At 48.2% G+C, this 24,809-nt stretch carries 28 protein-coding genes; 2 read left to right on the top strand and 26 right to left on the bottom strand.

What is annotated here, in order from left to right:
- Positions 1-87: 87 nt before the first annotated feature.
- Positions 88-1,383, bottom strand: a complete 1,296-nt coding sequence (locus OEV79_00265) for a tetratricopeptide repeat protein (GenBank protein ID MDH4209872.1) — start codon at positions 1,381-1,383, stop codon at positions 88-90.
- Between the two features lie 278 nt (positions 1,384-1,661).
- On the opposite strand from OEV79_00265, the gene OEV79_00260 reads away from it, so the two are divergent.
- Entirely contained in the window at positions 1,662-2,930 is a 1,269-nt protein-coding gene (locus tag OEV79_00260) for a TlpA family protein disulfide reductase (protein MDH4209871.1), read from the top strand.
- 67 nt (positions 2,931-2,997) lie between these two features.
- Here the strand turns inward: OEV79_00260 and OEV79_00255 are convergent, their stop codons facing one another.
- From OEV79_00255 to msrB, 14 genes are all read right to left on the bottom strand, one after another.
- Positions 2,998-4,872 (bottom strand): S8 family serine peptidase, encoded by a 1,875-nt coding sequence (locus tag OEV79_00255; GenBank protein MDH4209870.1) that lies wholly within the window; start codon positions 4,870-4,872, stop codon positions 2,998-3,000.
- Positions 4,873-5,085: 213 nt separating this feature from the next.
- Complete coding sequence (locus OEV79_00250; protein ID MDH4209869.1) at positions 5,086-5,796, bottom strand: SOS response-associated peptidase; 711 nt, start codon at positions 5,794-5,796, stop codon at positions 5,086-5,088.
- Between the two features lie 54 nt (positions 5,797-5,850).
- Positions 5,851-7,080 carry a T9SS type A sorting domain-containing protein gene (locus OEV79_00245; protein MDH4209868.1) on the bottom strand — a complete coding sequence of 410 codons (1,230 nt, stop codon included), beginning with the start codon at positions 7,078-7,080 and terminating at the stop codon, positions 5,851-5,853.
- Positions 7,062-7,676, bottom strand: coding sequence for a hypothetical protein (locus OEV79_00240; GenBank protein ID MDH4209867.1), 615 nt, complete (start codon positions 7,674-7,676; stop codon positions 7,062-7,064). The genes OEV79_00245 and OEV79_00240 overlap by 19 nt, the downstream gene beginning before the upstream one ends.
- On the bottom strand, positions 7,673-8,047 hold the full coding sequence (locus tag OEV79_00235; GenBank protein ID MDH4209866.1) for a hypothetical protein: 375 nt from the start codon (positions 8,045-8,047) through the stop codon (positions 7,673-7,675). Before OEV79_00235 ends, OEV79_00240 begins: the two co-directional genes overlap by 4 nt.
- 17 nt (positions 8,048-8,064) lie before the next feature.
- The gene (ltaE, locus tag OEV79_00230) at positions 8,065-9,114 is read right to left on the bottom strand and encodes a low-specificity L-threonine aldolase (protein ID MDH4209865.1); all 1,050 of its coding nucleotides are present in this window, start codon (positions 9,112-9,114) and stop codon (positions 8,065-8,067) included.
- Positions 9,115-9,205: 91 nt separating this feature from the next.
- Positions 9,206-9,478: a TIGR04076 family protein gene (locus OEV79_00225; GenBank protein ID MDH4209864.1), complete on the bottom strand. Its 273-nt coding sequence runs from the start codon at positions 9,476-9,478 to the stop codon at positions 9,206-9,208.
- 47 nt (positions 9,479-9,525) lie between these two features.
- Complete coding sequence (locus tag OEV79_00220) at positions 9,526-9,891, bottom strand: DUF3795 domain-containing protein (protein MDH4209863.1); 366 nt, start codon at positions 9,889-9,891, stop codon at positions 9,526-9,528.
- Positions 9,892-9,924: 33 nt separating this feature from the next.
- Positions 9,925-10,503, bottom strand: coding sequence for a hypothetical protein (locus OEV79_00215; GenBank protein ID MDH4209862.1), 579 nt, complete (start codon positions 10,501-10,503; stop codon positions 9,925-9,927).
- 86 nt (positions 10,504-10,589) lie between these two features.
- Positions 10,590-10,862, bottom strand: a complete 273-nt coding sequence (locus OEV79_00210; GenBank protein ID MDH4209861.1) for an HgcAB-associated protein — start codon at positions 10,860-10,862, stop codon at positions 10,590-10,592.
- A gap of 91 nt (positions 10,863-10,953) precedes the next feature.
- The gene (locus tag OEV79_00205) at positions 10,954-12,663 is read right to left on the bottom strand and encodes a hypothetical protein (GenBank protein MDH4209860.1); all 1,710 of its coding nucleotides are present in this window, start codon (positions 12,661-12,663) and stop codon (positions 10,954-10,956) included.
- A 40-nt stretch (positions 12,664-12,703) separates the two neighbouring features.
- Positions 12,704-13,504, bottom strand: a complete 801-nt coding sequence (locus OEV79_00200; protein ID MDH4209859.1) for a hypothetical protein — start codon at positions 13,502-13,504, stop codon at positions 12,704-12,706.
- 29 nt (positions 13,505-13,533) lie between these two features.
- Positions 13,534-14,280 carry an MBL fold metallo-hydrolase gene (locus tag OEV79_00195; protein MDH4209858.1) on the bottom strand — a complete coding sequence of 249 codons (747 nt, stop codon included), beginning with the start codon at positions 14,278-14,280 and terminating at the stop codon, positions 13,534-13,536.
- A 145-nt stretch (positions 14,281-14,425) separates the two neighbouring features.
- A complete protein-coding gene (gene msrB / locus OEV79_00190; protein ID MDH4209857.1) occupies positions 14,426-15,433 on the bottom strand; it encodes a peptide-methionine (R)-S-oxide reductase MsrB in 1,008 nt (335 codons plus the stop codon).
- 206 nt (positions 15,434-15,639) lie between these two features.
- Between msrB and OEV79_00185 the strand changes: the two genes are divergently transcribed.
- Positions 15,640-16,638 (top strand): transposase, encoded by a 999-nt coding sequence (locus OEV79_00185; GenBank protein MDH4209856.1) that lies wholly within the window; start codon positions 15,640-15,642, stop codon positions 16,636-16,638.
- Between the two features lie 23 nt (positions 16,639-16,661).
- Here OEV79_00185 and OEV79_00180 read toward each other — a convergent pair whose 3' ends face one another.
- The 11 genes from OEV79_00180 to OEV79_00130 form a co-directional block, all read right to left on the bottom strand.
- Positions 16,662-17,807: a hypothetical protein gene (locus OEV79_00180; protein ID MDH4209855.1), complete on the bottom strand. Its 1,146-nt coding sequence runs from the start codon at positions 17,805-17,807 to the stop codon at positions 16,662-16,664.
- A gap of 40 nt (positions 17,808-17,847) precedes the next feature.
- Positions 17,848-18,231 carry a nuclear transport factor 2 family protein gene (locus tag OEV79_00175; protein MDH4209854.1) on the bottom strand — a complete coding sequence of 128 codons (384 nt, stop codon included), beginning with the start codon at positions 18,229-18,231 and terminating at the stop codon, positions 17,848-17,850.
- A gap of 7 nt (positions 18,232-18,238) precedes the next feature.
- Positions 18,239-18,997, bottom strand: coding sequence for an SDR family oxidoreductase (locus OEV79_00170; GenBank protein MDH4209853.1), 759 nt, complete (start codon positions 18,995-18,997; stop codon positions 18,239-18,241).
- Positions 18,998-19,069: 72 nt separating this feature from the next.
- Complete coding sequence (locus tag OEV79_00165; protein MDH4209852.1) at positions 19,070-19,285, bottom strand: lipopolysaccharide assembly protein LapA domain-containing protein; 216 nt, start codon at positions 19,283-19,285, stop codon at positions 19,070-19,072.
- Positions 19,286-19,415: 130 nt separating this feature from the next.
- On the bottom strand, positions 19,416-19,898 hold the full coding sequence (locus OEV79_00160; protein ID MDH4209851.1) for a zf-HC2 domain-containing protein: 483 nt from the start codon (positions 19,896-19,898) through the stop codon (positions 19,416-19,418).
- A complete protein-coding gene (locus OEV79_00155; protein ID MDH4209850.1) occupies positions 19,885-20,427 on the bottom strand; it encodes a sigma-70 family RNA polymerase sigma factor in 543 nt (180 codons plus the stop codon). The genes OEV79_00160 and OEV79_00155 overlap by 14 nt, the downstream gene beginning before the upstream one ends.
- A gap of 6 nt (positions 20,428-20,433) precedes the next feature.
- Positions 20,434-20,814, bottom strand: coding sequence for a DUF6249 domain-containing protein (locus OEV79_00150; protein MDH4209849.1), 381 nt, complete (start codon positions 20,812-20,814; stop codon positions 20,434-20,436).
- A gap of 160 nt (positions 20,815-20,974) precedes the next feature.
- A complete protein-coding gene (locus OEV79_00145; protein MDH4209848.1) occupies positions 20,975-21,865 on the bottom strand; it encodes a homocysteine S-methyltransferase family protein in 891 nt (296 codons plus the stop codon).
- Between the two features lies 1 nt (position 21,866).
- Complete coding sequence (locus tag OEV79_00140; protein ID MDH4209847.1) at positions 21,867-22,505, bottom strand: corrinoid protein; 639 nt, start codon at positions 22,503-22,505, stop codon at positions 21,867-21,869.
- Position 22,506: 1 nt separating this feature from the next.
- Positions 22,507-23,268: a hypothetical protein gene (locus OEV79_00135; protein MDH4209846.1), complete on the bottom strand. Its 762-nt coding sequence runs from the start codon at positions 23,266-23,268 to the stop codon at positions 22,507-22,509.
- Positions 23,269-23,273: 5 nt separating this feature from the next.
- The gene (locus tag OEV79_00130) at positions 23,274-24,761 is read right to left on the bottom strand and encodes a trimethylamine methyltransferase family protein (GenBank protein MDH4209845.1); all 1,488 of its coding nucleotides are present in this window, start codon (positions 24,759-24,761) and stop codon (positions 23,274-23,276) included.
- Positions 24,762-24,809: the final 48 nt, after the last annotated feature.

The raw sequence follows: 24,809 nt of genomic DNA, 5'->3' as shown, positions 1-24,809 counted from the left end.
GGACCTCCTTGCCTAAATAGAAAATAACAACGCAACATTATACACGTAAATCTGATGTTATCAATATGCTACGAAAACGCCGGCCGGTCATTTCATCTCCAATTCATTGATCCTTTGTCTTGCATTACCGTTTCCCGGATTCAATTCAAGGGATTTTCGATAGTGTGTTTTTGCCTGTTCGGTTTCGCCTGCTGCCAGGTATGCTTCTGCAAGGCTGTCGTGTGCATTCCAAGAGTCGGGGAAGAGTGCGACGCAAATCCTGAAGATACCAATGGATCGTGCAAAATCACCTGCCTGCAGCAACTGATACCCTTTCTGATTCAGCAGAAATTCATCGAGGTCAACATACTTCGCAAGTTCGTTTTTCATAACGTAATATCGTGCGCATGCAGATTCGAGTCCATGGGCGAAGAGCGTCTGCAGCAATGCCTCCGATATATCAAGGTCGGCCTTCTTCAGATAATCGATCAGTTCAGTTTTCACCCAGTAGATTCCATACCCCTTGCCAAGGAAGAAAAGATATTTTCCGTCTGCTGATAAACTTGCCCAGGAAGCATTTAGCATGTTGATATGATCTCCAATGCTCTTTGGCTCACTCCACGACTGATCACTCGGTTTATAGGAAACGTAAAGACCTGCATTCGCCTCTCTGGATGCGTCATAACGGTGCAGTATCAGAAAATTGAGGTCCGGCGCTGCGCATAGAACACGTTCATCCGCTTCCGTATTAACAATTTCACCAAGGTTGACTGGTTCAGTATAATTACCATTAACACCTCTGGTCAAGTAGATATCAAAGCCTCCCTCACCACCGGGCCGGTTTGAGCTGAAGAGAAGCACTCCATTTTCCGTTACTGCTCCGGACACTTCATCAAAGACTGTATTGACCGGATGACCAATTCTTTGTGGTTCAGATAGACCAGTTTCATTCTTTTTCACGTACCAGATATCAGCGTCTTTGGGAGATCCCTTTCCCAATAGAGGCCGCGTCGAGGAAAAGTAGATAACACCACCATCTTCCGAAAGAAACACTCCCCAATCACTGTAATCGCTCGAGAAAGGTGTGACCTCTGGCTCGGTCCACGCATCATCGACTCGGAGCATGGACCATATCGATCCGCTGCGTCCCTTTACAATAGGGTACGACTGGTCTGCAAAATAGAGATCTTCCCCGCCAGAAGAAAAACTCAAGCTGCTCTGCAGGTGAAAACCGTAGTTGTTCCATGCAGAGAATAGATCCGGCGCAAAAGGTTCAGGTTTGTAACCAGGCAACATCTGACCCAGATACTGCCCGTGATATTCAGATGTTTCATGGGTCGGGTATGCCTCCAGTACCGTTATCAACGTACAACACATCGCGAAAAGAAACAAGCGGCTATTCATTTCAATTATCCTTTATCCCCCCGCTACTGCGTTCGCCATACTATCCGGGAATCTCTTCCTGCAAACATGCATGATGAAATGTAATTAGATTATCCTTGCTGTCAAGATATCGCCGAAAAATATTCCTTTACTTTTCCGGGGCAAGTGTTATAATAGTGGGGTGACCGGTGATACGTAATATTTCTTTTTTATCAATTTTGATAGTACTTTTATCGGTTCAGTCAGGTCGTTCGCAAATTTCAGAACAAGACACGATTCAAACTGTCAGCTATGAGCTCATGGCGGGCAAGAAATTGTTCTATACGTCGCGATCGAAATTCGTTTATTCCCAGGGGCTTCTCGAAGCAAAAGCGATTCTGGAAATCTGGGTCATGAGCAAAAAGGACGATGGAAGCTGGCAACTACTATTGCGCAATACCGAAACTACAGCCAGAACCGACGAGCGCAGCACACGTGTAGAATCAACCAAGGACACCAGCTGGGCGGCCTGTGATTTCTTCCCGAACGGATACTATAAGCGTAACCGAACGATGGATAGAATTTCACAATTGGACCTTTACCTCCCCAACATATTCATACCGCTACCTGATGACTTTTCCAAGGAAACCATAACGTGGGAATCCGGCGATCATCCATATAACGAGCAGGGACGATATTCAGCGGACAAACCCGATACTACAAACCGGTCCTGGATCATCCATGTTACACATGAAACGCCGCTCGACGCCATCTATTTGATCGAACAAAAAGCTGAAGTCTACATTGACCTTGTCAAAATGATCCCTGTATATAAAAAAGGCGAAAGCACACGGGGTTACGGACAATATGCAGGACGGGCAACATATACGGTACTACTGGATTCGATCGTTGACTTCGATACCCTCCAGGCGAAGCATTACAGGGATGAACTCATGGTTCTCTTTACGGCAGACTCGCAATACAATGATATCATCAGTAGGGTCGAGGATAACCCGGGACAACTCTTGCCGCTACGCAAAGAAGCCGAAAATTTGCTCAACCGGGTGAAACCCAGGATAACCGTAGCAGAGGTTAAAGCACTTTTGGCAAGGATTGTTGATGACCTTCCCGAGGATTTCGAATACCTCACCGGCCAAATACGCAAGCGCGCAAAATTCGTCAATAAAGCCTCGCCCCGCTGGGAAGCAAGGGATTTCTCCGGCAAGAAACATTCTCTGGATGATTACCGTGGCAAGGTAGTGCTGCTCGATTTCTGGTATCGCGGCTGTCCGTGGTGTATCCGGGCAATGCCCATGATCAAGAGATTGGCCGAACACTTCAGAAACAAGGATTTCAGCATCCTCGGCGTCAATACCGACAAGGAGCGCTCGGATGCTATCTTTGTGCTCGAAAAAATGAACCTACCCTACATCAACCTCGAGGGCCGTGACCTCATCAAGCATTATGAAGTCACGAGTTACCCTACGTTCATTATCATAGATAAACAAGGCTTGGTCCGGAGAATACTCATTGGCTACGAACCATTCCTTACTGAAAAGCTGATCGAAATCATCGCACCCCTTCTGTAGTAACTGCCAAAGCGGATCATTTCACAAATAGGTAAAACGGTCCACTATGACATTGAGGATTTAGTGCTCATTTCCTCGCCTTCAGCATTTCCATCGAGCGCTTGGGATTCATCAATAGCAAACCTTCGGGATTCGCATCAGCGCCATTCTTTATCAAATTGATGACATCCGGCGGTGACAACGAAGGTTCCACAGCAAGAAGTTTCGCAGCAAGATTTGCCACGTTTGGCGATGAAGCGGACGTACCCGATGCAGCCAGGCGCTCGCCGCCAGGCAAGTAGCTTTCCACTTCATACCCGTTTGCGTAAACATCTACCGTGGGACCGAAGCTCGTAAAAGATGTAACGTCACCGGCTTTATCCACGGCGCCGACAACCAGCAGGTTAGCCAGATCAAAGGACGCGGGATAATAATCTTCGAAGGAAACATTGTCATTATCATTGCCTGCCGCGTTCACGAACAATATGCCGGGGGCACTTTTCATGGCATTGAACAGGGCTTCTTTTTCTATATCGAACATCTCCCGCGCAAGCCGTGCCCGCTCTTCGGCCGTCTCGCCAATTCCATTGGCTTCCAGATCACTCTCGGTACCCCTCACCGTGCCGCCCCAGCTCATGTTCACGACGCGCACGCCATTCGATTTCATGTATTCAATGGTCTCGATGTAATTTTGCGCCATCTTACGTGAAAGTTCAATGGTTGGCATCTTGGGTATTGTGTGGTAATCCGTTGTGAAACGCGCTGTCAGAATCCGGGCATATGGATTGCCGTCCACGGCGATTCCCGCAACGTGCGTACCATGCGCATGCAATGCAAGCTTCATGAGTTCTTCGAAGAAGTCATTGAAATCCTCAGGCTGCATCTTGCTCATTTCCTGTCGTAAGAGCGAAGCCTCATCACTATCAATGGACGACTGCACATCAAAGAAACCTTTGATCAAAATCACCTTTTTCTTCAATTGCGCCTCAGTGAGTCCTGTTGGATACAATATCTCGGGTGTCCTCTCTTCCTCTATGTCATAGGCAATGCCGTGTATATCATCAACAAACCCGTTACCATCATTGTCCAGTCCATCGGCAATTTCCTTCTCATTCACAAACAACATATCCGGGAAAACATCAATATCCAGACCAGTGTCCCAAATACCAATAACAACCGGCGTGAGACCATCAGATCCATCCAGCACCACGTTGCGTTCCTGCCATATGTCGGGTTTTTCGAACCGGTTCGCAGTGATGTGTCTATCAAGAGTCGACACGATTATTTCTTTTACGGGCAGGATCACATCCATCGCATAACGTAGGTTGACGATCCGGTACGCGATTTCGGTACTGACTTTTCCGGTCTGTTCAACGACCGGCCCGAACTGTCCTTCCATAATGCTCATGATCAGATTCTCACTCAATATCTCAGTATTACCCTTTATTTCCTCAATACTCTCTTGCACGACATCCCAGGGTAATTTTTCGAGAACCTCAGTCAAAAGGTTTGAAAGAACTGCTTCTGACCCTTGTCTGTCTGAGGCCTTCACCTGCATATACCATGATATCATCGCTCCCTTTAAAAAGCCCGTGGTATATCGCTGCGCCTCCTTATCCTGTAGTACTCGTATTTTCTCTATGGACTCAAGCGCATGGTCATATTTGCCCTCAAGCATATCGAGGTTCAACAATACGCCGTAGAAACTTCTCAGCGTGGTCCGGTCTTCTATCTCGTAGGTCTCAAGGTCTGACTCGACGTCGGCGCGGACTTTTGCCGCGAACACCGCGAATGCACTATCATCCCTCATCAAATCTGTAACGGCACCAGACACCTCATAACTGCGCCGGGGTAGATCATCGATGCCAGTGATCTTCTTTCTGGATGGTTCAGTTCCCTGAGACGCAGAAACCTTAACCAGCATCAATACACAAAGGATTAAGACTAACAACCCTCTTTTCATCTTATTACTCCCTTCGCTATCAGCATAAGCCTATAATGTATAAATTGACCAAAATCCGCACCAAAGCTTCCCTATATATTTATACGCAGAATAACGGCGTTGGTTACACAAAAAATATCTGATGAATATTGAATGATGGCATTATTAGCCAATGAAGTTTTAATAGCGCATAAATTTCAATACAGCAAGGTCTCCCTTATTTTGCGGGGAATCTCAATTCGGAGCTTTGAACCCTTGTCCTTCCTGCTGCTCGTCGTGAACCGGCTCAATACAATCTGGCTCATTATAGGATGGCGAATTGACTTTCTTCGAAACCGCATGGGCCTCCATTTCTGCTGAACTGTACGGTTCGAGCAAAGGCAATAACACATCAGTGTCCTGCACGCTCATGTCCAGCCAGAGTTTACGCTCATCCGGGGCAATGATGACCGGCATCCGGTTGTGAATCGGCGCCATCAAATCATTTGCGCGTGTGGTGATGATGGTGCAGGTCTGGAGAACTGTGCCGTCCTTCGATTTCCAATTTTCGTACAAGCCGGCAAACCCGAAAGGACGCTCCTCACGCAAGTGTACATACATCGGTATTTTTCTCTTGCCATCGGCAAGCTTTCGCCATTCATAAAAACCGTCAGCGACCACCAAACAGCGATGGTTCTTAAAAGCACGCGCGAAACTCTTTTTCTGGGATACCGTCTCGGCACGCGCGTTGATCATCTTGTATCCGATCGACGGGTCATCAGCCCAGAACGGCACCAAGCCCCACCGGAACTTGACCAGACGGTTCCCTTCGTTTCCGATCACACAGGCAATATCCTGGCTCGGTGCGATATTATAACTCGGTTCAAAAGCCCATTGAACTTCATAAATATCGAACTCGTCTTCAACGACTGTGATCGTACTCTTTCTGACAAATCTTCCGCACATACGGCTCCTTTGATCATTATATTTATTAAGGACCTATGTCAAGTTGACCTAACCTTACTTCACAACGACTATTTTCTCTGAATGTATTTCATTATTGTCTTCGAAAACGATGAAATAAATGCCGGTAGTGAGTCTATATGATCCGCCATACCCAGAAGCGACGACTCTACCGCTGGCGTCGACTATCTTCAGCATTCTTTCGGTGTCGACTGTAATCAATCCAATGCTGGGATTGGGCGATATCCTGCACGGATATGCTGCGACTATGTCACCGTGTTCTGCAACACCAACATTCGTCACCGTCACGAGCATGCTGTCCCGCTGAGTATTCCCGGCCGCATCGCAAGCCGACACAATTACCCAGTAATCGCCGTTCGAGAAATCATTAGTTTCCCAGGCACAAGTTGCATCCGTACTTTCAATGATGCTGTCGCCATCGGTATTTGAGACGATGAAAAAATATTTGCGCCAACTGTAATTCCCCTGGGTATTGCACACAGAGTCATACTTGTAGATGACATCGACATTTTGCGTGTAATCGAGAACGCCGCAGAAGATAAACGATAACGTGTTAGGCAGAGAATCGGCACCGCGTATTTCGTAGGCAATTCTATAGGGGATAAGGCGTTCCCAAACAGGATCGTACAGAGGAAGCCCCACATCATCATAAATCTTGGCGACTATATCTACATCCCCGTGAAGATTATCGGGCTGCAGATAACTACTCGTGTTATTCTCGCAGAATGCGAACTTGTGATCTAAATAAGCGTCTTCAAAAACTGGCTTTGTCGTATCGTCGTACGGCTGAGTGATAAGCAATGGGTTCTGAACGAAAGCCCAGTCTCCGTATTGCCAGACCGCCCCAGCATCTTTTATGCGGGCAAAATGTAAATGGTCAAAACCAGTGATCGGCCACTCAACAAGATACCCGATGAGTTCACGTTCCACGATGTATTCACCGACGTCCTTGTGATACTGATAAGGGTCAATATGCGCGTAGAGCCATGCTTCCACCGAATCGTTGGTCTCGTAATCGGCAATCGCCAGCCGCCAATGATAATCCCCGGAAGTGGTAAGCCAGCCCTTAACAATCCCGGATTGTACAGCATATACCGGACGGTGAATCGTATCGGCCATAACATCGATGCCAGGATGCAGGTAAGGGGACCCACCATAATACTGGTATTCACCCCAGTTATTACCCAAAGGATGCGTCGAGTCTGTCGGCGCAAGCGGCCAGCCCGCAGCAACAATGAAAAGAAGAATCATTTCTGCTTCACCCATGCCCGGGTCCGTGTGTCGTATATTTCGTTTCCGTTCCGGTACTGAACCCAAATCTGTTTTTCATCCGCTGAAAAGAACATGCCATGTGCATAAGGAGAAGAAAGGAATTCAGTATCTCTCAGGGTACCGTTCTCATATACGAAAAGAGTATCGGCCGAAATGACCGCAACACAATCACCATGTCCCGTGCTCGCGAAAAGCCGTCCCGGATGGTAAACATGCACCAGATCACCATCGTGCGAGTAAGCATAAAGTCCGTCTCTATCCGACGCGAAGAAGAGAGAATTATCCGGCGAGAAACTAAACCCGTTCGGATATACAAGTTCCCTGAGCATAATTTCGCTGCCATCACGTTGATATAAATATAGACAATGCTCGTTCAGTGCAAAAACACTCCCCGTGTTGTTTATGAAGAAGGTGTTCACCGGGATATCTCTTTTTGTATACATAACATCACCGTATCGGTCATACAGTGCAAAGGATTCGGTGATGAGCTCTGCGCCACCACCGTATTGGACCGATGCACGGAAAAGTCCATTGTCCGACTCGACACTTGTTGAAAAGAAAACTAACAGCGTAATGATCAAAACATTCATATCATGTTCGGTACAAGAAATGCCGCGACCAGCAACTTGACGAAAGGGCATATCTTCATCGGCAAGATCGACGTTCTCGTGTCAGTGAAGAATGAGAGAATAGACAGCGTGACCAGCATACCGAAACAGAGTCTGTAAACCACCCTGGCACCTGCAGTTCCGGGCCCGGCGATAAGGGTCATGAAAAAGATGAGGAAGCCGATAAAGATCAGGGTCAGCCCTTCGGCGATCCAGTCCATTGTTATTACTAATCTATTGTCACGCGATATCACTCCGAAGCCGCGCACAATCGACACCGTGGGTATGAGATGCGCGATACCCCAGAGTGCTATTATACCTGAACCAAGGTACAATAAAACGATATAAAGCATACGTGCCTCCTCTTCTATCAAGACGTGAGGTCAACTCTCATGATTTCACTGAGTGCTTTCAAAGTTTTTTCTATGTCGTCGGCTTCGATACCGTAATGCGTGACCATCCGAAAGCGTCCCGGACCCGTGGACAGTGTCAGTATGCCTTTTTCAGAAAGTTTTGCTACCAGTTCATCCGCGGTCATTTTGTCTTGCTCAATTTCAAAATACACAATATTCGTATAAACCTTATCCGGTTCTATCGATAGGCCGGGAATGCGGGCAATGCCCTCAGCCAGGCGCCGGGCATTTTTGTGGTCCTCGGCAAGCCGGGCGACCATTCCGTCCAAAGCAACGATCCCGGGCGCTGCGATAATGCCTGCCTGCCGCATCCCGCCGCCCAGGAGTTTGCGATTTCTCCTTGCTTCGGCAATGAAATCACGCGTGCCGCATACCACTGAACCAACCGGCGCTGACAGCCCTTTTGACAAGCAGAAAGACAGCGAATCCACATCGCGCACCAGGTCCTTGATGTCAACATTGAGTGCCGCCACCGCGTTGAATACCCGGGCGCCGTCAAGATGCACCTTAAGTCCTCGGTTGTGCGCCAATTCACAGACCGACACCACATAATCAGGATGAAGCGGCGCACCGTAGCACCTGTTATGTGTGTTCTCCAGACATATCAACCTGGTACGCGGCCAGTGATCGTTATCGCCCCTTATTGCCCCCTCAATATCCTCAAGACGCATGGTACCGTCAGGCTGGTTCGCAATCGTGTGCGGGTGCACACCGCCTACTGCCGACATGCTGCCGCACTCATTGAGAAACATATGGGACTTGTCGCCGATTATCACTTCTTCACCGCGCTCGCAATGGGTTAGGACACAAACCAGATTGCCCATTGTACCACTGCTCACCAGAAGAGAGGCTTCCTTTCCCATCAACTCTGCAGAAATTTCCTGCAGTTTGTTTATCGTCGGGTCTTCTCTAAAGACATCATCACCCAGTTCCGCGTTACGCATCGCATCAAGCATTTCCTCTGTCGGCAGCGTGACCGTATCACTCCGCAGATCAATCATTTTCATCATAAACCTCCAGCATTAGACCAACGCCGTCCATCATCAAATTCCAAACCATCAATTCACCGGTTATTTACAGAACCCGGCAATAAGCATGCTAACCCAACTCTTCTATTCTGAAAATAACCTTGGACAACGGGTCCGGGCATTGCCATTCCTGTAGCACATCGAGCATGCCCTCATCCTTTATGTTTCTTATGATGGCTCCTGACAAAACAGGCAGAATACTGCCCAGGGCGAATATACAGACACTCTTCCCTTCCGGTATTTCGAGTTTAGCATTCCGAACATAGAATTCCACTCCTTCTCTCATCCGGCTGCACGGCCCTTCTGCCTTTACAACGGTGATCTTCAAGTCTTTGAATGCCATTGAAACCTCACTTTTCTGCAGGGCAAAAATTCACCTGAACGTCATATTCACTTCGCGAAATATCGCACCAGCCACTGTTCAATGCCGGTCTTCTTCATTTCCCGTAACGTCTCCACTGCCTTTGCATGATGCTCGTATTCCCGCCCCCAGTCCTCCAGGGAGCGGCATGGAAAATCAGGGCACTGCGCGCAGAATTCCAGGTTCCTTTCGTAAACGCAACACTGCAGGATCTTGCATTTCGGGGCCCAGTGATTCCCGGTGCGGTCCGAGCGGCAACCGTCACATCTTATCTTGTCAGTATCAACATTCTGACTCTTCCAGTATGCCAATTCTTCATCGGTTCGCAGGCGGATCGAACAACCATGACAATCCAGACCACACGGAGTAAGAAACCAGCGTCTATCTTCTTTCATTAACGCGTGCCGTAGACCAACTGGCGGGACGTACTACCGAATATGGAACCATTTCTCGACGGTCGCGCTTTTGTTCGAATATGCATCCTTTACGTGTGTCATAACCTTATACTTACCTGCGCCGAAGCCGGTAAAAGTGTAAGTAAAGGTCAACGATATTTCCGTGTTGTGATTCCAAGAACTGAAATCAAGGTTGGCAAATCCTTTTTGGCCACCAAGAACGTTACCTTTATCATCCTCAAGCGTAAAATCAGCGATGAACCCAAATTCGTAGTAACCACTCGGATTTTTCTTGAAAGTATATCCAACAGGTTCAAGGTAAAGGAATATTGGCTCACCCAGCGCAAAGCTGTCGTTCTCCTTGGGTTCGTAAATGCCATATGTATTATCATCATCCTTGACAAATCTGACATTACGCAACAGCAGGGGCACTTTCGCCCAAAATAGTTCCATCATATGGTGTAGTTCAGAATGAGCCGAATAATAATCACCTTCGGAGAAGTCACCCTTGAATTGTGAGAATGATTCCTCAAAGACAGATATGGCTTCTTTCCCAGGGCTCTGAGCTAATGATACTACTACGCTCAAACAAAGAACTACGATCACTTTCATGCATCCTCCTTATCCGATAAAGTAGAAGTATAAGGCGTTTCTCCATCAAACCTTGCACCGCAAGATGGCTGATGACAACTGGAGATCTACATCATGTCTTTCAGAACCGGCCCGAGCTTACCCTTTACCGCCTCTGAAAGCTCTTCTACCTTCATGAGAGACAGGCAGCAAAATTCTTTATCGCGTGACATATTGATAACTACGAACTTATCGCCGGGTTTAATTTTCGCCGCATCCCTGATTTCTTTAGGCAATACCATCTGCCCCCGTTCGTCGATCGTGACAATGGCCTTGACCTCACAACAACTGGATTCCTTCTCACCTGTACCGGCCTTTGCCTTGTCGCTATTCTTTTTCATCTAACACCTCCAATTGGGTAGCGCTAAATAATCCAAAATATCAGAATATACTGAATATTGTAGCGGCTTCTCAGTGATTGTCAATAACGGGTTATCTCATTAACACTGTCTTTAGCGTATGCTCGGATTCACCGATCCTGAATCTGACAAAATACACGCCAGAAGCAAAGCCTTCAGACCGCGGGTTCCAGATAACCTCATGCGGACCAGCACCAAAATGGCCGTCCACCAATTCCCGCACACGCCGACCCGTGGCATCAAACACCGACACCTCAACAGGGGCCGAGTTGTCGAGTTCGAACTCAACCGATATACTGCGAGACGACACAGATGGTGAGATACGGACATTCAGAGCGTGCTGGATTTCTGAACGAAACCCCTCGTCAACGCCTGTCGCCGGATAGCCAATGAATGTCACATATCTCGTTTCGCCGGCTGACAGCCTCTGGTCACCCTGTTTCCAGCAGTACATCAGAACAAAGTTGTCCGTGATCACCGCACCGTAACAGCTGCTGTCTATCACGACCGCGCTGTCATAACGACCGGGCAAGAAAGCGAAGGGATGGCGCCGTCCAGACGTTCCGCTGAACCCGGGGTCAACACTGTCGTAATTTGCCTCAACCCAGAAAGTGATCGTATCTACTCCAGCGCCCGGGGCCACATCCAATCCCTGATCCCACCAGGGATCGCGCCACGCAAACATTCTTATATCGGCAGCCGGATCGCCGTAGTAACAGCAGGCGTCACGATCATAATCCAGTCCGGTCGGATCCGTTCCCGGAGTATTGTTTATTTCATCGAACAGGAGTTCCTGATTACTAACATAGAACGCTTCTGCATACGTGTATCGGTCCTGAGCCATCTGAAGCAGACTGCCAAGACCCCAGAGCATATAACCGTACACAGTTGTCGGCATGTAACCGGTCATGGCTATCGCGCCGCCCGAACCCAGCCACCCGTAGGGCATGTAATTCGGATTACTTGGATTACCAACGAGACAGTTGCCCATTGCATTGTAGACCTTGGGATTGACCGAGTTGATATAACGATTCACGCCAACATGCGGGTCTCCATATACCTGTCCTGCCTCGGACCTGAAATATCCCTCTAGATCCGGTGTCGGATAGTGCAGCTGCCACACGTCCACATTCCCGTGTCCGCTCGTTATGAAATAATCGACCGGACCCTGTAAATCATACCCCAGTATGGTATCGTTAATACCATCATTTATATAATTGACGAGCAGTGTACACCGGTCATCCGGACAGCGGGGTGGACATACGGTATCAATGATCAAGGATGTATCAGGCATCTTGAATCTTATCCTGTTATACTCGGCCTCGAAAGTGGAAACACCCTGATAGAACCAGCTGTCCCAGGTACAATTCGTGCCGCCGAGCACGGTACGCAGCTGTAATGTCTGATTCTGCACGATCCTCATTGCGTCTGGATAGTCATTCCCGGTCACCAGTCCCCAGAGCGCATCTCCATAAGGGTCGGCGTCGAGTTCGCGCGTCATCTCCCAGATGTCTTCCACGAAAGGCGTCTGGATCTCGTACCAACTGCGTCCAACAAAAGCGACATAGTCGGGTTTATATGACGTCAATGCATCCTTCACCTCCTGGAGTGAATCCTGCCAGACAAACACCTGACCGTTGTGACGGCTAGCCAGCGAATCGACGACTTCACTCCAGCCGGTCATGCTGTTTGTCGCAACACTCACCACGATCGCATATCGCTGCGCAAATGCCGACGCCAAAAGCCCGATACAAAGAAAAATCATAACACTCTTTCTAACCATGATTGGATACCCTCCTTTGCTCATTCCACCAGCATAGTATCTATTCAGGTGAAACCAGCCGCTTCTTCACCTCATCCCAGTCCATAGTCTTTACCACATCCCAGAACCAGGTCTCCGCTTCTTCACGGCATTTCTTCAGTGTCTTTTCATCATTCACGAAATACAGTCGATGAAGCCGATCCACGATCTCGGCAGGCATCTCATAGTAGACATAAGTAGTGAAAAAACGGTAGTGCCACGGCGAGTGCTTCATTCTTAAGACCTCGACCAGAGGGCGAAGAATATAGCTCAAGTAGTAGCTCAGAGCTTCCATTGCATTACCGCGGTTTAGCTCCTTAAGCACAAGCACCTGGAACATCTCAAAAGTCGTCTTGTGTGACTCAACGCGTGTCTTCATATCTTGAAAGTATTTTTCGATATCCACCGGGTCGTCTTTGATCACCCCGGTTTTGTCAAAATGCACAAGCGGTTTGCCGTGTATGCTGTACTGCAAGAACTTTTCCTTGCTCGATTCTTTCATTATGGCGGCATCAACGAACAGAAACGGGCTTGATTCCTTGAGACGCCAGAAGACCTGCGAATTCCCGTGCCAAGTCGGCTCGGGTACGCGGAATTTCAGATCGACCTGTCCCATATTATGGAGCGTCTGCTCGATAAGCGTGATGACATTCTCGATACGGTCTTCATCACAAACTACATACAGATCGATGTCTGACCATTCGTCGACCCGGCCAAAACTTGCCGCCCCAGCCTCCCAGACAGCATGCACGAAGTCAGCCTGTCTGAGCTTCTCAACCATTGCGCTGACCATATCATCACGTTTATATGCATTCTTTTCCATGAACAGTCCTCCCATCGTCTGACAATTGGCTACATGTATGGATTGGTTTTCTTCTCTTTGCCAACGGAGGTATGCCTGCCGTGTCCAGGGTAAACGACCGTCTTCCCGGGCAGGCTGCCTAACCTTTTTAACGAACCGATCATTTCCTCTTCAGAAGATCCGGGCAAATCTGTTCTCCCCCACGAACCTTCAAAAAGAGTATCACCGGTAAAGACCACATCTTTCTTTTCGCAATACAGGGATATGCCTCCCCTGGTGTGGCCTGGTGTGTGTAGAACCGCCAGCGCGAGCCCGCCGAATTCAATGTGATCCGACTCATGAAGCATGCGATCTGCTGGAGGTGATATCTCCGCATTTATCAAAACCGCCCCACAATCTGCTATCATCCGCGCTTTGTTCCCCTTAACCTCGAGCCGCAACAATTCCTCACGGCCGCAAACCGGACACCGATGCGGCTTCTGCAAAGCCTGCAGTTCCCTGGTTCCGAGCCACGGCTCGATCAAAAGCGGCGCATCATATTCGTGTACCAGTATCTGCGCGCGAGTATGCTCCTTGACTGCGTGGTTCCCCGATGTATGGTCTGGATGGCCGTGCGTGTTCAATATGAATTTCAAGGTTACTTTCAATTCATCAATGACGTGAATAATGCGATCCTCTTCGCCAACCAATGTTCCGGGATCAATGATTACCCCTTCCATGGTTTTGCTGCACGCAAGGATGTAGCAGTTCGTCGGCAAGTAACCGACTTGCAGGCATTTCACTATTGTGTCAGTCATATTTTTATGCGTGACTTTTTGCAGTATAATCAAGAATCAGCGGCTTGTCAACGAATGCTGGTGTCTAGCCCTTTTGATATGCGATCAGCATGAATGATAAAGGGGACGGCAAAGCCGTCCCCTTTTGCGTCTTCCAGTTCAGAAATTAGTCTTCAAATAGTTTCTTATACTCGCTGTATCCTTCTTTGTCGAGGTCTTCTCTGGGAATGAAACGCAGAGAAGCTGAATTAATACAGTACCGGAGGCCGGTCGGTGCCGGGCCATCATCGAACAAGTGACCAAGGTGCGAATCGCCCGTCTTACTGCGTACCTCAGTGCGAACCATGCCGTGGCTGGAATCGGTTTTTTCGACAATATTGTCCTTTTCGATCGGCCTGAAGAAACTCGGCCAACCTGTACCAGAATCGTACTTATCATTTGAACTAAAAAGCGGTTCACCCGATACAACATCAACGTAGATGCCTTCGCGTTTATTATTCCAATACTCGTTTTTGAATGGCGGCTCGGTCCCGCATTGCTGCGTCACCTCGTACTGCATGGGAGTCAAATTTTCACGAATTTCCTCCTGGGATGGTTTCTCATGTGTCTTTTCTTTTTCAGCCGGCTCAACTTTCCTATCTTCACCCCAGATCTCTTTCAGGTACTGCTCGCGGCCGGAGCCGAATTTGTAAGTCTTGTAGCGTGCAGGGCTCTTCTTGTAGAAATCTTTATGATAATCCTCTGCTTCGTAGAATACTACATACTTTCGTATCTCGGTGATTATTGGTTTACTGTATCTACCCGATTTCTCCAGCTTGGCTCTCGATTCCTCAGCTGTCCTCTTCTGTTCATCATCGTGATAGAAGATCGCCGTCTTGTACTGAGACCCGCGGTCAACAAACTGACCACCCTGGTCTGTGGGGTCGATCTGCGTCCAGAAGACGTCAACTAATTTTTGATAGCTGATCTTCGACGGGTCATAAGTTATCTGGACTGCTTCGAGATGATCTGTACTGCCTCTTGAAACCTGCTCGTAGGTCGGGTTTTCTGTTTGCCCGCCAGAGTATCCCGGCACAACATCGATCACGCCCTCCAAATTCTCAAATGGCGGTTCCATGCACCAGAAACAACCGCCTGCAAATGTTGCCTTTTCATATTTGTCATTATTTTTCATCACACTACTCCCTTTGTCCTTGTCCGCCCCCTCACTCTTACAAACGCTTACGAAAAACAGCGCAAGCATCGTAGCCAATGATAACCATTTCATCTTATTGTCCTCCTATGCGTAATTTAGACACTTCTGGCCAGCAGATGGTTCACCGCCAGATGGGGTCAGGTCTTGACTATTGACAAATTACACCAAACAACTAGACTGCTCATATGGCCAGACCGCTGAGAATTCAATTCCCCGGAGCTTATTATCACGTAATGTGTCGTGGCAACGGCAAACAGCAGATATTTCATTCTGACTACGATCGAAAGAAATTCGTTTCTCTACTTGCCGAGTCCTTGGAAATGTACTCTGTAAGACTCCACGCATATATTCTTATGAGTAATCACTACCATGTCCTGATCCAGACACTGAAACCCAATTGCGCAGAGTTCATGCACCGCCTTAACGTGTATTACGCGGGGTGGTTCAATCATCGCCATAATAGATGCGGACATCTCTACCAGGGACGATACAAAGCGATTATTATTGAAGCAGACAGTTATCTACTGGAAGTTTCCAGATATTTACACTTGAATAGCATACGCTCTTCTCCACGTTCCGGCAAAGGCTTCCAGAGTAGATGGCTATATGCATCATCATTTCAATGGAGCAGTTTGCCTGGGTACATAAAAAAGACGCGAATGCAAAAATTCATTTATTATGATCAAATACTATCGATGATCGGAAACCGTAGGTACTATGCACAATTTATCGCCGACGGAATCAAAACAGACATCAGAAATCCTTTCAAAGAAGTTAAGTACGGCTTACTTCTAGGTGACGAAAGTTTCGTTAAAATAATGCGGGCAGAGTGTATAGAAGAAGGTTCCAAACAGGAACAACCATCTTACCGCGAACTGGTTGTTGAGAAAATTGAACCGCAACGAGTGATAGAATGCATTGCTGAAGTATGTAGGGTAGAGAAAAAAACGATTTTGGATTATTATGGCAATAGCGAAGTTAGAGGCATTGCCAGTGAATTGCTTTATCGCTTTTCCGATGTGACCCAAGCAGAAATCGGAGAACTGCTAGGAGGAATAAGTTACTCTGGTGTCAGCAGGCTAAGACACCGACTTCAGCATAAATTGAAGACAAACCAACATACTCTTGCGAAATACAACGAAGCAGAAAAACGCCTGCAAAAATTGTCAATAGTCAAGACCTGACCCCATTCACTTCTCCCCCTCCTTCATTTCTCTGACTTCACTAATTTCACCACCACGCTTGTCAGCGGTGTGGCGAGAAAGTATACGCCCACCGGCAGCCTGCTGCCGCTATCATCGGTACCGTCCCATCTAACAGATAACTGATTACCAATAATCGATATCCGATCTGATAGATCCCTTAACAAACGGCCTGCAGAGTCGTATATCTTAATACTGACTCCCGAGTACTGCCTGCTATCTATTCCCGCCGGCAACGTATATCGTATGTGTGTAGTATTCGAGAAAGGATTAGGGTAGACTTCAATACCGTGCGGTTCGATGTCCACTTGACCGGCAGAAACTATCCCCACCTGACTAACATCGTACACGTATATCGAGTCTCGGTCGTAACAGGAAACCCATAGGCGTTCGGTTACCGAATCGTAGGCTAGCCCTGACGGATAGGTCAGGGGGTCTGATGCCCACTGTTCAACCCAGGCACTCGTGTAGAAATTCCAGGAATTGACAAGATTAGAGCCGTAATTACCGTCACAGGTCAATAACTGGGGTACATTCCGGGATAAAAAAGTCAGCCCAAAGGGACGGACATTGGCAGATGAATAGGTTGCGGCAATTGAATCTATTTCCAGTCCGCTGCTCGTGTCGATCACGGAAATGAATGGCTGATTGCCTTTCACCGCATAGAGATAGGTGCCGTCCCACGCCAGATCAAATGGATGTGTGGTCGGCGCCGCAAAACTCTTTACTACACTCAACGAGGCCGTATCAAGCTGGTAGATATAGCCGATAATATATTCTGAATACCACAGATATTCACCATCCCATGCCAGTCCGCACGAAAAGTCGTTTATCGCGTTGAATGTGTCGATCGCCACACCGCTGTCCGGAAGAAGCTTATAGATCCTTGGACCGTACATGCTATTGCCGTCGCCGCTATTAGCCGCCCACAGGAATTGACCGTCATATGCCAGGCCGCGCATGGCGCTGTCCGGTGCCGGAAATGCGCCGATCAACGGTGGCGTCTGGTCACGCACATCGATTATCTGTAAAGTCTTGTTTCCTTCGAAGCAGGGATCCGGCAAAGACATATCACGCTCAGCATAAGCAATTCCCGCAGAGCAGACGACAAAGATGATCATAGAACTAAGGATCTTACAGAAAGCACTCATAAATACCCCTTGAGCGTCCCTTGCATATCTCATCCAGAAACTAGTACCACTCTGAAAATCCCTGGGCCAGGCGCCAGGCCGGCGGTTCAGTGATCTCCCCCCAGTACTCCGTGATCTCGGCTATCAAATCCTCTTTGAATCTAAAGAACGAAGTCGCGTAGAAGCTTTCCTTCTGCTCTTTTGAGTACACGCGCACAACCGATATCACCAATTCGTCCTGTGCAATAACATCTATGACCTCGACGTGCCATCTGCCTGGATAGTACTTGTTCACATCGATGAGCTTTTTACTCCCTCTGAACAATTCGCGCGTGTTGGGCCAGCAAACAGGACAATCAGGATGCAGCAACGGTGCCACATCGTCATAGCGGGCCTCGTCAAAGATCCGCCAGAAATCCCTGACTACCTTTTCATGTTTGTCCATATCAATTCTACCTCACGTAACTTGCAGCATTTATGTCGATGCTACAGCCCGTTGCGTGGTCCATCAGCCCACTTGCGAGAAAGACGACGGTCGGCGCAACATCTTCCGGCCTGGTTAATTCATTCAGCGACAATTCTTTCATTATTATGTCATCTCCGTGTTCCTTAATGTATTCATCGATTATCGGCGTTCTAACGAAACCAGGTGCAACAACAAATGACTTGATATTGTGCTTTCCGTATGCCCGGGCAATCGTCTTGCTCAGAGCAACCATGCCGCCCTTCGATGAGGCATAAGCAAAATAGTCTTCATAATCCCCCCGGAATGCTGCCCTCGAGGCAATGTGTATGATCCTGCCTCCGCCGGACTTCTTAAAATAGTTCACCGCTTCGCGGCAGAGCACACCCACCGAGGTCAGGTTTATGGCGATCGTTGTATTCCATTTTGCAAGCCACTCGTCGATATTCTCTTCATTTGGTGACTTCAGATATACGCCGGCATTGTTGACGAGCACATCGACCCTTCCGTAAGCCTTGAGCACATCGTTGAACAGTTTTACACCATTTACCGGCTCAGACAAATCGGCGCAAAAAGACGTTGCTTCATTCCTGACCTCATCAGCGAGTCTCTTTGCTTTCTTTGCATTCTTGTTGTAGTGAATTGCCACCGTTGCACCGGACTCGGCGAGCTGGCGTACTACAGCATCTCCAATGCCGCCGGGACCGCCAGTCACCAAAATCACTTTTCCACTCAGATCAACTTTCACCCTTGCCTCAGCCCATCAAAATGAAATCGGAATTCAACGCAAAGCATGACATTATGCGAGAATTCTACCCGCCTAACTTTCTTTCGGCGGTGAAACCTTCTTTCCCGTAAACTTGGCGAGTATGAAACCAATGGCGAAACCGATGACGAGCAATAACAGGATCAAAATTATCCGGGACATCAGCAATTGCCAGAAGAGAATTTGTATCGGCACCACCTCAGTGTTCTGTATGATGAGTATCAGGGCAAGGACTGCGAGAATGAGAATGACTATGGTCTTCACTTTCATTATTTCCTCCTTATTGACCTTTCAAGTACACAATCGAGGACCAAGAACAATTTTCTTAGTATTATAAACAACGGCAAGCAGATGTCAATCAAAGGGAAATATGTTCCGAAAAGGTGATTCTCTGGCGCAATTATTGCCAGCGTCTTGTACGTGCTAATGTGTATATTGAACTGGCGATCAGCAGGACATAACCAAAGCCAACTGCCACAAAAATGGGATTGACCTGCGGCAGGCCGTCGAGCAAACCATCCAATCCGGAGGCAAGTTGACTTATCTCAAAAAATGATTTGAGCGGAAATTTCAGCAGGAAAGGCATTAAAACGAAAGTTACAACGGCCGCTGTTAGTCCAAGCACGATTACCCGGTAGATATACAGCCACAAAGATCGTAATCCCTGTTCACGCCGCAAGCGCAAATGAACCATGACTCTGTCTTCGATGAAACCGGGTTTCAACTCAACTGCAAGTTCTCCCTCGATCGCAAGTTCAATCGCCATTTCCTGCCGGCAAACCGCGCATGACTCCAGATGCGCCTCGAATTCTTTCTCTTGCTTACCAGTCAACCTATGTAACCGATAATCGATTACTTTATCCACGTGCTCACACGAGTTCATTTTCATACCCCTCTAACTGCTTTCTCAACCTCTTCCTGGCTCTATGAATGCATACTTTTACATTACTCTCGGTCATCTTCATGACATCAGCAACTTCACGGAGGGTCAATCCTTGGTAATACGTGAGGGTCAACATCATCCGGTCCCTCTCCGCCAATTTAGCCAGGGCATCCTGGATGACCACGCGCTTCCTTATTGAATCATCCCAGTGCCCGTGGAATTCCTTAACCTGATCAAAGGATACTGCAGCACTATTCTTTGCCCGGCGATGGTAGTCACGCGCGACGTTACGTGCAATCGTACAGATCCACGGGCGAAAGTGCTCTCCGCTCTTAACCCTCTTGATATTCATAAAGGCCTTGATAAAAGTATCTTGCGTGAGATCCTCGCTCGTATGGTAATCATTGGTCATTCGCATAATGATCGTAAACACCAATCCTTTGTGAATGGTGATGAGCCTTGTCATCGCTTGCTCATCACCATTCCTTGACCTTTCTATCAAACATCCAACATCATCTGTTTTTGACACCAAAGATTATTCGCTCTTGTCTTTCTTCGTGGTGAATACATACGCAAGAACCAAAGAAAGTCCAAGCACTACCACGAAAACGGCAGACGCAAGTAATCCACCCATGGCACCCTCGGGGAGAAAGATACCCATCATCGCCAGGCCCACACCGATGCCTATGGTAATGATGCCGCTCTTGACCAGACCTTTACCGTTCTTCACTCGCGGGACCTTCTCGCTCCCGAAGAGTTCCTTCACTTCATCGGGATTCTTCCCCAGTTCGAGCGCCTTGACCACCGCCTCGTAGTGCTTTTTCCTCTTCATATATTGAAACCAAATAGCCCCGAAGATAATCGCTCCGACAACGAAGAAATTGAAGACTAATGCAATTGATTCGCCCGCACTCATCATGCCTCCTTTATGATTACACGCAACAAACTACCATTTGGTTACACCCCTTTGGGGACAGGCTCACACATTCATTAATATGTCATCGCTGTGATCAAATTCTTTCATCATTGTAATCTATCTGCGAAGCAGAAAAAGTACCGATATTACAACATCAAATCTATGAATGTTTGTATGCATCGACGACCTTTCTGATCGCCCTAATGTGCTCCGGCGTTGTCCCACAACAGCCGCCAATGATATTTACGCCGGCTCTCAATAGATCCTCCACCTTTTCCGCCATGAAATCCGGAGTCTCCGGATAGACTGCCGTGTCACCTATCAATTCAGGGATACCGGCGTTTGACTGGATGAGAACCGGGAGCTCAGTGAGTTTTCTGAATTCCCGGGCAATCAGCACCATGTTCTCAATGCCATTGCCGCAATTCGAACCTACAATGTCAGCACCTGCGGCTTCGAGCCCTTTCACTGCTTCTTCAATCGTTACGCCCATAATAGTGTAGAAACCTTTGGGTGTATGATCGAAGGTCATCGTCGCCATCACGGGAATTGAGCTGAATTCTTTTGCCGCCTTCACGGCACACGTCGCCTCCCGCAGGTCACTCATGGTCTCGATGCAAATCAAATCGACACCGGCGCTGACAAGTGCACCTATCTGTTCCCTGAACACATCGAGCATCTGGGCCGGTTCAACATCGCCATACGGTTTGAGAAACTGGCCGGTAGGTCCGCAGGAACCCGAGATGTAAGCATGTCTTTCCACAACTCTCCTGACTGCTAGGACCGCAATGTTATTTATCTGATCGACCATGTCGCCCAAAGAATACTGTGCTAGTTTGAGACGCGAGGCGCCGAAGGTGTTTGTCTGTATTATGTCGGCACCAGCATCCAGATATTCTCGCGCAACTTCCTCAAGCGCATCGGGGCGCTCCATGTTGAATGATTCGGGAGGGTTTCCTGCCTTAAGCCCGCGTTCCATCAGCATCGTACCCATGGCACCGTCAGCGACCAACACTTCACCGGCAGCCAGGCGATCGTGAAATTGCCTCATCTCAGGATGCGGAAATGAGTCTCTTTATGCAGTCCACCGCTTGCACGCTGTCGTACCCGTAACCATCAGCGCCGATATGGTCGGCGAATTCCTCTGAAACCGGAGCACCTCCGATGACCGTCTTGATCCTTCCGCTGAGCCCTTTTTCCTTTAGCTCCCCGATCACCTTTTTCATTACGGGCATGGTTGTCGTAAGGAGGGCGGACATGCCGATGACCTTGGCATTTTGCTCAACTGCGGTCTCGATAAACTTCTTCGGTGGCACATCCTTACCCAGATCGATAACCTCAAAACCGGCGCCGGACAACATTATCGCAACAAGATTCTTCCCGATGTCATGGATATCACCCTGCACCGTACCGATAACCACGCGCCCGCGAGACGGCACTTCATCTTTAAGAAAAAGTGGTTTCAATTTGTCCATGCCCACGTGCATCGCCTTGGCCGCAAGCAACACCTCAGGCAAAAAGATCTCATGCTTTTTGTATCTGTCCCCGACAACGTTCATACCTGCAATCAAACCATCATCCAGTATCTCTCTTGGCCCAAGTTTGTTGTCTAAAGCCTGCTGCAGGAGTTCATTGATCCCACTGCTGTCGCCACGCTGAAGCACCAGCGCAATTTGCCTTAAGATATCCATCTCACTCCTTTCGACGTTTATCAATTGATGCAGGTTGCTCGCCGGGTTCTGAAGCATTGATTGAATGTTCGATTCTGTACATCCTCTCACGGCACGAATGGGTCTCGCATTGACTGCAGAAGGAATAAGTATCTGCAAAGAAGTGTATATCAACCCCGCCGGCAATAAATACTCCAGAAGCAGATTTAAGAGGTTCCATGAGATAGCTGGCTCGCAGGGTTATGCCTATTTCTTCGGGCTTCAGATATTCAAACAACTTCCGCTGACCGCTGACATGCCAGCCGCAATATCCCGGACTGTAGCGCATTACCGCAATATTTTTGTCATCTTCGATTCCACGCGTCACGGTACTACCAAAAAACGCCTCAAGCACGTCTGCCGCCTTTTCGACACCGGCCGATGCGACCGAGTCCAGCATGCTGCCCAGTGCAAAGTCCTTGTTGACGAAAAGTTCGTTGATCTTATCATGCAGACCCTGGCCCACGGTTGTGGCAAATAGGGCAAGGCGATCTGCTTTCTGGAAAATTTCGGCAACGGGCGTATCGGTCTCGTTACGTCCTTCTCCTGCATAAATAATTCCAAAATCATTCTTGCTTATCTCCGCAATTATTCCAACCGGTTGTGCATGCTCTGCAAAAATCTTTACCGCCTGGTCAAAGAGCAAGATGATATTAGAAGATACTTTGCTACCCGAGGAAATCCCCTGCAGCGCAAATGCATCTTCCTGGCTTGGGATTATTTCCTGCTTTCTGATTTCGATCACATCCCTCATATGATGATCTCGGGCAAGTTTTCCATACCGTAGCGTCGTGCTTCATTTAACATTATGTCAGTCAATTCTTTCTTCACGTTCTCAGGAAGACGCGAAGGTTCATATTTGTTGAGCAATTCATCGACTTCACGTCGCGCGCGTTCCAGTAAAGTCAAACTACCCTCTTCCTGCCATCGCGTTCGATTAGCCCGATCGATCACTCTACCGGGCAGGCATATCTCCTCCCTGAGATATTTCTGTGTATGTTCCGAGATGAGCAAATGCTTTTCTCTGAGCAATTCCTCGAACCTGGGCAGGGCAGGAAAATCCTCCTTTGGTTGAATGCCTTTGATCAGACGGAGTGTCATTCCACAGATCTCATTATCGAGCACCAGCTTCTCCAGACTCTGGCAGCTCTCGAAATCGAGCATACCCGGACCCGATATGCTGTTAATGCCGGCGAGCGCGGCCAGTGTCGCACCCATCGAGGATTCGAGTCCGGCCTGTGCATCCAGCTGCTTAGCATCGCTCAATGATATGTAAGCCTGGGTCGGAATCCCCAGGTACTTACCGATCTCATTATAGGCACAATCGATCATCTGGGTACTGATGGCACCCATCGGTGTCGTCTCGTAACGGACGTCGAATACTGCGGGCGAACCGCCATAAAGTACTGGTACACCAGGATTCGTGAGTTGACTGATCACAATTCCGCTGAGCGTCTCCGCGGTATGCTGTACCAGCGTCCCGATGAGCGTCACCGGTGCCATGAACCCGGATAAAGGCATTGAAATGAATTCCACCGGTATCGATGACCGGGCGCAATCTACAACATTCTGAGATGTCACATCACTCCATTTCAGGGGCGATGTCGGACAACATGAAAAGACAGTGAGTGGTTTAGCAGCCAGTTCTTCGGCGCTACCTCGTACCGTAATCTGGAGGTCCCTCATCACATTGAACGCATCGATCGTGAATGCACCCGTCACGACCGGCTTCTCGCAATACACTAGACTGAGATAGAGACGGTAGCTATCAGAAATCAATTCATGAACGTCGGCAGGAATGAATGCGGTCGATTGCGATGCAATATTACCCAGCAGGCTCATCAATTTGGCATAATTCACATAGTCTTCAGTCACCGGCTTCCTTATCTTCTGCGTTTTCCCGTCAAGCAAGTTCAATGCTGCCGAACCCGGTGTGAAATACACGTTGTATCCGGACATATCATGCGTCTCATTACCCAGGACATCATAGAGTTTGAACGAACCGGGTGTCGTCTTCAGCGCAGTATCGATGACACCGTCGGTAAGAAACACGTGATTTGCGCTCTTATCGACCTTTGCGCCGTGCTCCTGCAACATGGAAAGGATAACCTGATTATGAATCTCGATACCTAATTTGCATAGAACATCACGAGCTTCAGAGATGATCCTTTCGATCGTAGCGTCGCTAAGGAATCTCAGGACCGGTCTGGGATTGATCAAATCATCATTATTTGACATGACAAATCTTATTCAGATTATGCTGGATTTCAAGACCGGGTGAACTTC

The organism is candidate division WOR-3 bacterium, assembly GCA_029858255.1.
Lineage (GTDB): Bacteria > Hydrothermota > Tepidihabitantia > SM23-42 > SM23-42 > SM23-42.
This window is presented reverse-complemented; position numbering and strand designations above follow the sequence as displayed.